The following is a 13161-nucleotide window of genomic DNA, read 5'->3' as shown; positions in this document are numbered from 1 at the left end:
CGCTATCTTACCAAATTTAGTGCCTGATCGAGAACTTTCGCGCCATTTAAGGTGCCATAGGCAACCGGATCGATCACATCGATAGGGATAGCGTATTGGTCGGTAAGTTTCTTATTTTCCGCAAGCTTAAAGCGCACCTGCGGTCCCAACAGAACAGCGATGATCTCGCCGCTGTGGCTGTCTAATTCATCGCGCAGCGCCTGCTCAGCAATGGCATATATTTTCAGATCCAGACCGCGCTCGGCGGCGTTTTTTTCCATTTTGGTGACTACCAGTGATGTAGACATCCCGGCAGAACAACACAGGACAATACGTTTCATCACAGCTCCTTATTTCCATTCATCATCAAAAGAGACCGTAAGCTGGCGTTCGTCGCTTAACCGGCGATACCAGGAGAGCGATTTTTTCGCCCGTCTGTCGCGGTTGTGTTGCAAATCGATCTCCACCAGCCCGTAGCGATTTTTAAAAGCGTTCATTGGCGATACGTTGTCAGTAAATGCCCAGAGCATATAACCGTGGCAGTTGGCGCCATCCTCCCGCGCGCGTAGCGCCTGGTACAGGTGCTCAGCAATAAACGCAATACGGTAATCGTCTTCAATCACCCCGTCGGCATTGCGGAACTGCCCTTCGTTCTCCACCCCCATCCCGCTTTCCGCCACAAACCACGGGATGTTGCCGTATTCGTTTTTAATCCGCATGGCCATGTCATAAATGATAAACGGCCCGATTTCCCAGCCGCGCGACTTATTCATGCGCCTGCCCGGTAGCTCAAAAGGTTCGTAGTAATAAGCAGGATGGAAAGGCGTCTCCGGATGCCAGGCGCGGGAAGGCGCTTTGACCCGGTGCGGGTAATAGAGGTTGATCCCGAGCTCATCGACAGTGTTGTCGCGAATGATCGCCAGTTCTTCTTCGGTGTAGTCCCAGCTCACCTGATGCTTCTCCAGCACCGCAAACAGTTCCGGCGGATACGCTCCTTTCACCATCGGGTCGAGGAACACGCGGTTATAGAACAGATCGTACATCTCGGCCGCATGCAGGTCGTGCGGCGCACGGGAGCGGGGATAGGTGACTTCCGGGTTCAGAATGCAGCCCACGGTTCCCACGTAACCCTTCTCGCGAAATAGCTTCACCACTTTCGCTGTGGCAAGATTTTTATGGTGATTCCACTGCATCCAGGTGCTGGTGTTCTGCTCATATGGCCAGCGCAACGCATCCAGATAGACCCTGGTTTGCACCACAATGGGCTCGTTAAAGGTGAACCAGCGTGTCACCTTCTGGTGAAAGCGTTCAAAAACCTTTTCGACGTAGAGCAGATACAGTTCAACGACTTTTTTCGACGCCCAGCCGCCGTAGGTTTCCAGCAGATAACCGGGCAATTCGTAATGTTCAAGGCAAATCATCGGCACAATGCGGTTACACGCCATCTCGTCAAAGAGCTGGTCGTAATACGCCGCATACTCTTCATCCACGACACCTTTTTCATAGTCGGTCAGAAAGCGTGACCAGTTGATGGAGGTGCGATAGTGCGTCAGCCCGGCCTGCTTCATCAGCTGCACATCTTCACGAAAACGGTGGTAAAAGTCAGTCGCCACCGCCGGGCCATAGCCCTCATGCCAGACCTGTCTGTCGTTTTTGTACCAAAGATCGGGCCATGAATCCTGCCCGTCTTTTTTGCCGCTCCAGCCCTCGGTTTGCCAGGCTGACGCCGCCGCGCCAAGGATAAACGTCGGCGGGATGGTGAGTGTTTTCGTGCTCACGTCAGGCTCCTTTACGCATTTTTCGCCATTTCAGTGGATTCGGCCTGCAACTGCGCTTGCTCCGCACGGCGGGAGGCAATCTTCACAAAAGGCAGATAAATAAGGATCGAAGCCAGGATGCAGACCAGTTGCGTCACCACCGCGCCCATCGAACCGGCGGTGGACAGCCAGGCGTTAATCAGCGGCGGCGTGGTCCAGGGCACCATCACCACGGCTTTGCCGGCGAAACCGGTAACCGTGGCAAAGTAGCCGATTGAGCCGGTCACCAGCGGAGTGATGATAAAGGGGATCGCGAGGATCGGATTGAGCATGATCGGCATGCCGAATATTACCGGCTCGTTGATATTGAAAATGCCTGGGCCGATGGAGAGCTTGGCGATCTCTTTCATCTCTTTGCGTTTGGTAGCAATCATCACTGCGATCAGCAGGCCAATGGTCAGACCGGAACCGCCAATACTCATATACACATCCCAGAAAGGCATGGTGATGATATTGGGTACTTCTTTGCCCTGCTCAAATGCGCTCATGTTGACCGTGATCGCGCCAAGCAGCAGGGGTTCGCGGATCGGCTTGATCATCTGGTTGCCATGAATGCCGATCACCCAAAACAGCTGGGCGACAAACATCAATAGCAGGATGCCGGGCAGGCTTTGCACCACGCGTTCCAGCGGCTGTTGCACCACCTGATAAACCGCATCATAGAGGTACATGCCAGTGAGCTGATGAAAGACAAAACCCAATGTCGCGATTACCGTGGTAGTAATAATGGCCGGGATCAACGCTGAGAACGACGCCGAGACGTTAGGCGGTACCGTATCCGGCATTTTGATTTTTAGCCCTTCACGGTTTTCCAGCCAACAGTAAATCTCAACGGAGAGAATCGCGATAAACATGCCGAGGAACAGGCTACGGGTATCCGAGAACTGGCGCAGCAGCACATCTTTCACCACATGCATTTGGCCATCCACCAGCATTTCCACCGTCGTCGGCGTCACGCAGATAAAGCAGATAACCGCCAGCAAACCGGGGAACAGGGTTTTGATCCCGTTAATACGCCCAAGCTCAATACCAATCAGGAATACCGCACCGATATTCAAAAAGTTGAGCGTGGCGTAGTTGATGGCGCTGGTAATCGGCTTAAGCGCTGCCAGAAACGACAGCGCATCAAAGCTGGCGAGGCCGTTTTTCGGATCCAGCACCATATTGGAGATAAGCACGGAGAAGGCGCCGACGATAATGACCGGCATCAGGGTAATAAACGAAGCCTTGATCGCCATGATATAGCGATAGCTGTTGAATTTGGTCGCGAAGCTACCCAGCGAATCGATTAACTTTTCCTGTAGAGCCATCAGAGGTACCTCAGTAAAAGGGCTTTTATCGTGTCAGGTATACAGCTCAATACCTTTTGGCATACCAAAAATAGCTATCGATAGAAAATAGTTCTGTGATTGAGGTCGCAACACGGCATCTGGCATTCCAGATTTGCCATTTTCAGCAAATTTGGCATACCACCATAGAGAAATCAGGGATTTCTTCGGGTTGCATGAAAAGCGTGATCGATCCGGTTATTGTCTCTCCCCCGTCCCGCTGCGCTTTGATGAATGTGATAAAATAGCGGCCTTCATGTGATACAGGATCAGGTCATGGCGACAATGCTGGATGTCTCACTGCGCGCGGGTGTCTCCAAGGCTACAGTATCGCGCGTGTTGAACGATACAGGTCAGGTAAAAGAGAGCACCCGTAAACGGGTTTATCAGGCGATGGAAGAACTGGGTTATCGGCCTAATTTTCTGGCCCAGTCGCTGGCAACACGCACCAGTAATAACATTGGCCTGGTGGTTTCCACTTTTAACGGTTTCTATTTTGGTCGCCTTTTACAACAGGCATCACGCCAGGCGGAAGCCTATGGTAAACAGCTGATTGTGACCGACGGGCACGATGCCCCGGAACGTGAAGAACTGGCCGTACAGATGCTGGCCGACAGACGCTGCGACGCCATCATTCTTTACACCCGCTTTATGAGCGAGAAGGCGATTATTCGTCTAATTGATACGACCCCGATGCCGCTTATCGTGATCAACCGCGAGGTGTTTCAGGCCCACGATAAATGCGTTTTTTTGAACAGCAGGACGCGGCGTTTCAGGCGGTGGATTATCTGGTGAACCAGGGTCATCACGATATTGCTTGTATCACCGCCCCCATCCACACGCCAACCGGCAAAGCCCGTCTGATGGGATATCGCAAGGCGCTGGAAAAACACGGTATTTGTTGGGATCCGGCCAAAGTGAAATACGGCGACTCATCCATGTCACGCGGTTATGAACTGTGCCAGGAGATCTTACACGAGGGCATTAAGGTCAGCGCGCTGTTTGCCTGTAACGACGATATGGCGCTGGGGGCTTCAAAGGCGCTGCATCAGGCGGGGCTACGTATTCCGCAGGACATTTCTCTGTTTGGTTTCGATGACGCACCCAGCGCCCGTTGGCTGGAGCCGGGGCTGTCGACGGTTTACCTGCCGATTGAGAGCATGATCACCACGGCCATCGATCAAGCTGTCCGGCTGGTCAACAAAGAGGCGATCGAAGCGATCCCTCCTTTTACCGGCACCCTGGTACTGCGTGATTCCGTCGCCCCCGGGCCATTTTTCCCGGATAAAGCTGACGCCTGATCCGGGCTAGCGAACATATCAACCGTAGCCCCGGTAAGCGTCAGTGCCACCGGGGAATTAACGGATGCGGCTGCACCTTCTTTTGAGAATCGCTGATATCCTCGCTCCTCAGGAGAGAGTACCAGGCCTTATACCTGTTCCAGCGCCAGCAGCTCTTCAATCGTCTGACGACGACGAATCAGGCGCGCCACGCCGTTATCAAACAGCACTTCCGGCAGCAGCGGGCGGCTGTTGTAATTAGATGACATGGACGCACCATAAGCACCGGTATCGTGCAGCACAAGATAATCCCCCGGCCTCACGGCAGGCAGCGCGCGGGTTTCCACTTTGCCGCCTTCCTGCTGGGTAAACACATCGCCAGACTCACACAGCGGTCCGGCCACCACGGTATCGATACGCGGCGCGGTGGTTAAATCGCGCCCGTCAGCCGCCAGCGCGGTGATGTGGTGATAGCTACCGTACATGGACGGGCGCATCAGATCGTTAAATCCTGCATCGATCAGTACAAAGTGGCGGCTTCCCATCTCTTTCACACTGCGTACCTGAGCGACCAGTACGCCGGATTCCGCCACCAGGAAGCGTCCCGGTTCGATCTCCAGTTTTACCGGGTGGCCCAGATGTTTCGCCACCTGTTCACGCGCGGCATTCCACAGGCTGTAATAGTGATCCGTGTCCACGCCCTCTTCCCCTTCATGGTAAGGAATAGAGAGGCCGCCGCCTGCGGAAATAGCCTGTAAATCCTGACCAAATTCAATCACCTGGCGCACCATCGCGCCGCATACCTGCTCAAGGTGGCCATAATCGACCCCGGAACCGATATGCATATGAATACCCACCAGTTGCAGGTTATAACGCTGCATAACCTCCAGTGCGGCCGGCAGGTCGCTGTACCAGATGCCGTGTTTGCTGTTCTCGCCGCCGGTGTTGGTTTTCTGGCTGTGGCCGTGACCGAAACCGGGGTTAACGCGCAGCCATACCGGGTGTCCGGCAGAAACCTGACCCAGTTGTTCCAGCATATCCACCGACCCGGCGTTCACCGGGATACGCAGCTCGCTCACGCGGGCGAGCGTCGCCTCATCAATCACGTCCGCCGTAAAGACAATATCGCCCGGATGGTTTTTCGGGTCGTAACCCGCCGCCAGCGCACGTTCAATTTCCCCTAAAGACACCGAGTCCACCTTCACGCCCTGCTCACGCATCAGGCGCAGGATATGAATGTTCGAGCAGGCTTTCTGCGCGAAACGAATCACATCAAACTGCGCCAGGCGGGCAATCTGGTCGCGAATAATTTGCGCATCGTAAACCCACACCGGGCAGCCAAATTCAGCAGGCAGCCGCAGCAGGTTAGCGGCATTAAGGTCAGTGGTGGTTTGTGTCAGTGGGCGTGGCATAAGAGACTCCGGAACGGTGTTTTTTATGATTACGCCACAGGCAAAGAGGAATAAAAAATATCGTTTTATCGTGAGTCTATGCAAAAATGATATGGATTCGCTTACCAGGATGCCGCCATGCCCGCCGTAAACCTGCGCCACATAGAAATTTTTCATGCCGTGATGACTACCGGTAACCTGACGGAAGCCGCTCAGTTACTGCATACCTCGCAGCCTACCGTTAGCCGGGAGCTGGCGCGCTTTGAAAAAGTGCTGGGGTTGAAATTGTTTGAACGCGCGCGCGGGCGCCTGCATCCCACGGTGCAGGGGTTGCGTCTGTTTGAAGAGGTACAGCGATCCTGGTACGGACTGGACAGAATTGTCAGCGCCGCCGAAAGCCTGCGTGAATTTCGTCAGGGCGAGCTGTCGGTCGCCTGCCTGCCGGTCTTTTCCCAGTCATTTTTACCGCTGCTGTTGCAGCCTTTTCTTGCCCGCTACCCGGACGTAAGCCTGAATATCGTGCCGCAAGAGTCGCCGCTGCTGGAGGAGTGGCTCTCCGCCCAGCGTCATGATTTGGGCCTGACGGAAACCGTCAGCACGCCTGCCGGTACCGAGCGTACGCCGCTGCTGACCTTTAACGAAGTGTGTGTCCTGCCGCAAAACCACCGACTGGCCCATAAAACGCAGCTTACCCCTGCGGATTTTCAGGGTGAGAATTACATCAGCCTGTCGCGTACCGACAGCTATCGGCAATTACTGGATGTTTTGTTCAGTGAACATCAGGTAAAACGCCGTATGGTACTCGAAACGCACAGCGCGGCATCGGTCTGCGCGATGGTCCGCGCCGGCGTCGGCATTTCAGTAGTCAACCCACTGACCGCGCTCGATTACGCCGCCAGTGGCGTGGTGGTGCGACGTTTCAGTATCGATGTGCCTTTCACGGTAAGCCTGATTCGCCCGCTGCATCGCCCTTCTTCCGCGCTGGTCGACGCATTTAGTCGCCATTTGCAGGAGGCGATGCCACTGATTACCGGCCCACTGAACGCGGTACTCAATGCCGTTTAGGAGAGCATAAAGGTCACGGCATCGGCAGCGTGCAACGCGGCAGTATCAAAGACAGGGATTGGCGACTGATCTTGTGAAACCAGCAGGCCAATTTCGGTACAACCGAAAATCACCCCCTGCGCCCCCTGCTCTGCCAGTTGGGTAATCAGACTGACATAATAGGCGCGCGACGCATCGCTAAACGTCCCCAGGCACAGCTCGTCAAAAATAATCTGATTGACCCGCGCGCGATCTGACTCCCCCGGGATCAGCGTTTCGATGCCAAACGCTTCGGTCAGACGGCCACGGTAAAAATCCTGCTCCATGGTATAGCGCGTGCCCAGCAGCGCTACTTTGGACTGTTTCTGCGCCACAATCGCCCGCCCGGTGGCATCGGCAATATGCAAAAACGGCACATCGATGCGCGCTTCAATCTGCCCGGCGATTTTATGCATGGTGTTCGTACAGAGCACAATGCCCTGCGCACCGGCGTTTTGCAGGCCAATAGCCGCATCCGCCAGAATATCCCCGGCCTTTTCCCATTCGCCGCTGCGCTGACACTCTTCAATCTCGTGGAAATCCACACTGTGGAGCAACAGGCTGGCGGAGTGCAGGCCACCCAATTTCTCCTTCACCCCTTCATTAATCAGGCGGTAATACGGAATGGTGGATTCCCAGCTCATGCCGCCCAGCAGTCCAATCGTTTTCATTATGCCTCTCCCTCTGAGTAAGCACTCAGTCAAGCAAACTCAGGGGCGAGTTTCAAGGTATCTTGAGGGACGGATGCAAACCGTATATAGAGGTTAATTCACTTTATGAATTCTGATTTTTCAGCTTCTACCCTTATCCGCACTTAAGCTGGCACGATTATCGGTTAGCTTATTCACTGGCTGCAGCCGATCACCGGACAGTTATCATCATTAAGGAATAATGAAATGCCTGAAATTGACAACATTAGCCATGCCAATACTCGCCCGATGGATCCGAACGGGGCAGTGCATGTGCATCAGGTAAAAATCACTCAAACCAAAAGATATGATGTGATGATTGCGTACGGCGGACACGGCGGCGCGGAAATGCTGAAAGCCGCAGAGTTTAAAAGAAAGCGACTTCTGGAGAAAAACCCTAAGAGTGTGATTCCGGCACCTAAAATATTCAGAAGCCAACAGGAATTTAAAGATATCTGGACAAGTATCTTTAATGACCTGCAATTACGGAATAAATCGGGAATGTACACCTATGAGCTGTATGAAATCCATATTTTTGCGCATAGCGATCCTGATCAAATCATAATCCGAAAGGGTGAACATATTAATAAAACCGTTATCCAGTCTCTCGAAAAGCTGAGATGGAGCCCAGAACTAGGACATCTGGTCCTGCATAGCTGCCGCTCCGGGCGTTTTGAAGATGATAATTTAACTCAGCGGAACAGTGAGGAATGTATTGCCCGTGATTTTTCCAGCTATCAGCCAGCTTATGTTATTGGTCAGATGGTTTATGCTTCTTTCAATTATGGTCCGCAGCCACAAGACTGGAAATACCGGGCCACAGTCAATGATAAAATCGCGATAGACGTGTTGGGAATGAACGAACTTGTGTTATGGGGATATAAATCAGGGGATGCTATAAAAGAACGTTTTTCTAATGACGTTGAGTATAAAACACTATTTGGTGGTCAACTCTGGCCCTGCAGAAAATACAGAAATGGAGAGAAAATTGACAGAAAAGTGGCACAGAATCAGTTTAATGATGATGATCTTAATTTTATCTGACAGGAGGCACGGATAACGCGATGAGTCATTGCCGGAAACGTTTTTTTTCCTTGCGGACAATTATGTGGCTAACTGTAATGTTACTGCTCGCATTATACTGCTATAAAAATCGCCCCAGGGATTTTTCCGTTAAACTCGCCATGCTACCGCAGGAGGCATTGTGGACGGTCGAATATTCACGCGAGGTAGCAGCAAAAGCCATTACGCCAGAGCACCCTAATATCGATGACAAAGATGCGATGCTGGCATTAATCCGCCAGGCCTGGCAGTGGGATAAAAACGCCCTGATCGACTATGCGATGATTCAGCTTGAACTCTTCGGCAACCCCATTGTGGAGGATTTTATCTGGGAAAACAGGCATAACATCGTTGACCAGCATGGCAGGCCTCTCAGACGGCCGGATATACTGGATTTACACTACCGAGATCTTATTCTCAAACTGGCAGATATGGAGTATCCCCTGGCTGCGGCGTTGGTTTCAGGACGATTCCAGTGGGATGCAGGGAGAACAGGCATAATTCATAATCCATTGACACCAGAAAACCGTGAAAAGTTAATACACTACACCCGTTATGCCATCAAAGGCGGATTCCGTTATCATTTATCACTTGCCAGTGCGATACTTTTTGCCAGCGGCTTTGACTATAAAGACAGTAATCACACACAGATTCATACCCTACAGGACAGGATCCCCAATTTATCTCCAAAAGAGCTGGAGGACAGTTACCTTGCATATAAAAAGTGCGCCCTGCAAGGCTCACTTTATGCCCAGATTAAAATGGCCGAGTTCCACTACTATGGAATTAGCGTATCCCAGGACATTACGCAGGCCTGGGCCTGGTCATTAATCGCGAGAGACAACTTTCTGAATTTCATCAAAATAAGAAACGAAGATTATTATAAATATAACAGTGGACAAGCTCACCTGAATAACTATAACAAAACCGTTCTGCAACCGTTAATATTGTCCACTGCAACTGATGAGAAAATTAAGCTGGGTGAATCTCTCGCCGGGAGAATTAACCCTGGATTTTCCGACGTGGATTATCGCATCTGGGAAGAAGAAATGGAGGATGTGCCGCCGATGCCCTGAATTAAGGCTATTCTCGTTATATATAATGAAAAATCAACAACAGGCCGCAATCCATGACATCAACACGCTCATTATTCCTGGTGGTTATAACTCTACTTATTAACTCTGCGCATGATGGTGCAATTGATATAGCTTGTTCTATAACACCATCACTCCTTCCCAGGTCTGAATTATGGACAGTGAAACATTCATGGATAATGCAACGAAACGCAATAACGCCAGAAACACATATAATTGAAAGTGATGAAAATTTGATAAACCTTATTATACATGCCTGGCAGGGTGATAAAAATGCGATGATTCAATATGCACGTATTCAGTTTCTCGTTAACGACAACGCTTTTCTGGAAGACTTCTACAAACAAAATGCACACCGTATCGTTAATCGCTATGGGCATCGTCTTAAACGCCCTGATATATTTAATATGGATTACAGCGAATTTATTACCACACTGGCTGAAATGCGTTATCCCCTGGCTGCCAGACTAGCTACCGGAAGACTTAAATGGACAGCAGGTACAACCTACACAAAATTTAATCCATTAACGCATGAAAACCGCAATAAGCTTATCCGGTATATGCGATATGCTATTGAGGGAGGTTACCATGAACATTCATCATTAGCGGATAACATACTTTTTCCATCCGGATTCGCATTCAAAAACAGCTACTTTAGCGAACTAAATTCACTGCAAGACAGAGTTACTAACTTATCCCAGGAAGAACTGATGGAAAGTTTTTCTGCCTATAAAATGAGCGCACTCCATGACTCACAATATGCTCAGATAAGAATCAGTGAATTTTATCTTTATGGTGCTGGTATAGAACAGAATCTGGAACAGGCATATGCATGGTCTTTAGTCGCTCAAATGAGCTATCGTAATTATCAACAAAACTACGCTGATCAATACCGTTCTGAATCAGAAAATGAAGAAATCTACGACAATTTTAATAAAACTATACGTGTCAAACTCAAAGAAAAAGGGCTTAGCCCCGCACAAAAAGAAAAAGGTTTGAAGATTGCTCTACAAATTAAAGATAACATATTAGAAGGGGATTATTATACGTGGCGATCCGAGCATGATCCTATACTGCCGGAACCTTGAATTACTGATATCTGAGTGATAAGCAAAAAAACAATGCTGAATATAATACATTATTTGACGGTCAGCTCTGATCCAACAGAAAATACAGAAATGGTGGATGTGCCGCCGATCCCCTGAGCCGTATTTATGACACGGGAAACAAAATAAAAAGCCAGTCAGATTACCACTGACTGGCTTTTTTATTACCGTTCAAAGAAGGACGGTATCAAGCAAATTAACGCGCCAGCCAGCCGCCGTCGACAGCAACGGTATAACCATTGATGTAGTCAGATGCGCTGGAGGACAGGAACACAATCGGCCCCATCAGGTCGCTCGGCAGCCCCCAGCGGCCCGCCGGGATACGCTCGAGGATAGCCGCGCTACGCTCTTCGTCAGCGCGCAGCTGCTGGGTGTTGTTGGTGGCCATATAGCCCGGTGCGATGGCGTTGACGTTGATGTTGTGTTTCGCCCATTCGTTCGCCAGCAGACGGGTCACGCCCATTACGCCGCTTTTGGACGCGGTGTAAGACGGTACGCGGATACCGCCCTGGAAGGAGAGCATGGAGGCGATGTTAATGATCTTGCCGCCATTGCCCTGCGCGATGAAATGTTTCGCCGCCGCCTGAGACATAAAGAAGACGCTTTTGATGTTCAGGTTCATCACGTCATCCCAGTCCTGCTCGCTAAAATTGATCGCGTCTTCGCGACGAATCAGGCCTGCGTTGTTGACCAGAATGTCAATTTTGCCGAACTCGGCCACCGCGCGATCCAGCAGCGCCGGGATGCCGTCGATTTTACGCAGATCAGCCGTCAGGCTCAGGAAACGACGACCCAGCGCGGTGACGCGCTCAATAGTTTCGGTCGGTTCAACAATGTTGATGCCCACGATATCACAGCCCGCTTCCGCCAGACCCAGCGCCATGCCCTGGCCCAGACCGGTATCACACCCGGAAACGACAGCCACTTTACCTTGAAGAGAGAATGCATCCAGAATCATGTTTGTTCCTTAATCTTTCAGCGCCTGCAGCCGCAGGCATATTTTCGTTATGCCTTCGGTGCTTAGCGCAAATCTTTAACCGCGACGTGGTCCATGTCATCAAAGACCTGGTTTTCACCGACCATACCCCAGATAAAGGTATACGCCTTCGTCCCCACGCCTGAGTGGATTGACCAGCTCGGCGAAATAACCGCTTGTTCGTTGTGCATCACGATATGGCGAGTCTCCTGCGGCTGCCCCATCATGTGGAACACGCACGCGTCTTCATCCATATTGAAATAGAAGTAAACTTCCATACGACGTTCATGGGTATGGCACGGCATGGTGTTCCACAGATTACCCGGCGCCAGTTCAGTCAACCCCATGCTCAACTGGCAGGTTTCCAATACGTCCGGTACGAAGTATTTGTTGATGGTGCGACGGTTGCTGGTGAGGTTGTCACCCAGCGTGACCGGAGACACATCCGCAGGCGTCACTTTTTTGGTCGGGTAAGTCATATGTGCCGGGGCGCAGTTATAGTAGAACTTTGCGGGGGTTGCGGTATCGACGCTGGCGAAAACCACCTCTTTCGCCCCTTTGCCGATATACAGCGCATCGCGATGGCCGATTTCATAGCACTGCCCATCAACGGTGATGGTACCGGGGCCACCGATATTGATCACGCCCAGCTCACGGCGTTCAAGAAAATAGCTGACACCCAGTTGCTTGCCTACTTCGCCGCCGACAGAGACGGTTTTGGCTACCGGCTTAATGCCTCCGACGATGATACGGTCGATGTGGCTGTACACCATGGTGTATTCGTCATCAACAAATACCTTCTCAACCAGAAATTCATTGCGCAGTCCCTGGGTATCCAGCGTTTTCGCATGCGCACTGTGGATGCTTTGTCTTACGTCCACCTTTACCTCCGCAGTCAATATTTCATTCAAATCGCAGGTAACGGAGCGGATAAAAAACGTTCCGTTTTGCAGTATGCGCACATCTTATCCCGGCTAAAACACGTTTTCAATCTTATATAAAACAACGTTTCATTTTTTCCGTAATATATTTCTAAAACTGTAGTTGCGATCACGAACGCCTGACATTGGTGCGAATGAGGTGGGCGACTTATGGGGTGAGTAAAAAGAATTTAATTATATAAAACAAACAGTTAATACCATCTTGACGTTTTAACAGCCTGTCGGCATTTTTACTGCGTGAAATCTAAGATCTTTTTTCATATCGCTACGCCATCATTTTTTTAGGGTGCTATGTGCTGCATTTTCTTTTAAACTGCGCAGGCTGTCACACAAAGTAAAACTATGTTTTGATAAATTAACACCGAATTTTTGAAATGTTGATGGCGTGTATAACAGCGTAAAAATGAATGCGTAT

General features: G+C 50.8%; 11 protein-coding genes and 1 pseudogene. 5 read left to right on the top strand and 7 right to left on the bottom strand.

Annotation, left to right across the window (positions count from 1 at the left end; all coding sequences use genetic code 11):
• Positions 1-2: 2 nt before the first annotated feature.
• The 3 genes from AB182_RS04250 to AB182_RS04240 are packed head-to-tail and all read right to left on the bottom strand — an operon-like array spanning position 3 to position 3106.
• On the bottom strand, positions 3-320 hold the full coding sequence (locus AB182_RS04250) for a PTS sugar transporter subunit IIB (RefSeq protein WP_047369026.1): 318 nt from the start codon (positions 318-320) through the stop codon (positions 3-5).
• A gap of 9 nt (positions 321-329) precedes the next feature.
• Entirely contained in the window at positions 330-1757 is a 1428-nt protein-coding gene (locus AB182_RS04245) for a glycoside hydrolase family 1 protein (RefSeq protein WP_047369025.1), read from the bottom strand.
• 11 nt (positions 1758-1768) lie between these two features.
• Positions 1769-3106: a PTS sugar transporter subunit IIC gene (locus tag AB182_RS04240; protein WP_047369024.1), complete on the bottom strand. Its 1338-nt coding sequence runs from the start codon at positions 3104-3106 to the stop codon at positions 1769-1771.
• Positions 3107-3400: 294 nt separating this feature from the next.
• On the opposite strand from AB182_RS04240, the pseudogene AB182_RS04235 reads away from it, so the two are divergent.
• Positions 3401-4425 (top strand): annotated as a pseudogene (locus AB182_RS04235) (LacI family DNA-binding transcriptional regulator).
• Between the two features lie 128 nt (positions 4426-4553).
• Here AB182_RS04235 and lysA read toward each other — a convergent pair.
• Positions 4554-5816 (bottom strand): diaminopimelate decarboxylase, encoded by a 1263-nt coding sequence (gene lysA / locus AB182_RS04230; protein WP_047369023.1) that lies wholly within the window; start codon positions 5814-5816, stop codon positions 4554-4556.
• 117 nt (positions 5817-5933) lie between these two features.
• Here lysA and AB182_RS04225 point away from each other — a divergent pair, with 117 nt between their 5' ends.
• A complete protein-coding gene (locus AB182_RS04225; RefSeq protein WP_047369022.1) occupies positions 5934-6860 on the top strand; it encodes a LysR family transcriptional regulator in 927 nt (308 codons plus the stop codon).
• Here the strand turns inward: AB182_RS04225 and AB182_RS04220 are convergent.
• Complete coding sequence (locus AB182_RS04220) at positions 6857-7549, bottom strand: aspartate/glutamate racemase (RefSeq protein WP_047369021.1); 693 nt, start codon at positions 7547-7549, stop codon at positions 6857-6859. The two genes, AB182_RS04225 and AB182_RS04220, sit on opposite strands and share 4 nt — an antisense overlap.
• Before the next feature lie 225 nt (positions 7550-7774).
• Here AB182_RS04220 and AB182_RS04215 point away from each other — a divergent pair, with 225 nt between their 5' ends.
• The 3 genes from AB182_RS04215 (at position 7775) to AB182_RS04205 (ending at position 10811) form a co-directional block, all read left to right on the top strand.
• Positions 7775-8611 carry a hypothetical protein gene (locus tag AB182_RS04215; protein ID WP_047369020.1) on the top strand — a complete coding sequence of 279 codons (837 nt, stop codon included), beginning with the start codon at positions 7775-7777 and terminating at the stop codon, positions 8609-8611.
• Between the two features lie 77 nt (positions 8612-8688).
• A complete protein-coding gene (locus AB182_RS04210; RefSeq protein WP_047369019.1) occupies positions 8689-9705 on the top strand; it encodes a hypothetical protein in 1017 nt (338 codons plus the stop codon).
• A 53-nt stretch (positions 9706-9758) separates the two neighbouring features.
• Positions 9759-10811 carry an SEL1-like repeat protein gene (locus tag AB182_RS04205; protein WP_139153687.1) on the top strand — a complete coding sequence of 351 codons (1053 nt, stop codon included), beginning with the start codon at positions 9759-9761 and terminating at the stop codon, positions 10809-10811.
• A 214-nt stretch (positions 10812-11025) separates the two neighbouring features.
• Here AB182_RS04205 and kduD read toward each other — a convergent pair whose 3' ends face one another.
• Entirely contained in the window at positions 11026-11787 is a 762-nt protein-coding gene (gene kduD / locus AB182_RS04200) for a 2-dehydro-3-deoxy-D-gluconate 5-dehydrogenase KduD (protein ID WP_047369017.1), read from the bottom strand.
• 62 nt (positions 11788-11849) lie between these two features.
• Complete coding sequence (gene kduI, locus AB182_RS04195; protein ID WP_047373175.1) at positions 11850-12686, bottom strand: 5-dehydro-4-deoxy-D-glucuronate isomerase; 837 nt, start codon at positions 12684-12686, stop codon at positions 11850-11852.
• Positions 12687-13161: the final 475 nt, after the last annotated feature.

Source organism: Phytobacter ursingii (assembly GCF_001022135.1).
Taxonomy (GTDB): domain Bacteria; phylum Pseudomonadota; class Gammaproteobacteria; order Enterobacterales; family Enterobacteriaceae; genus Phytobacter; species Phytobacter ursingii.
This window is presented reverse-complemented; position numbering and strand designations above follow the sequence as displayed.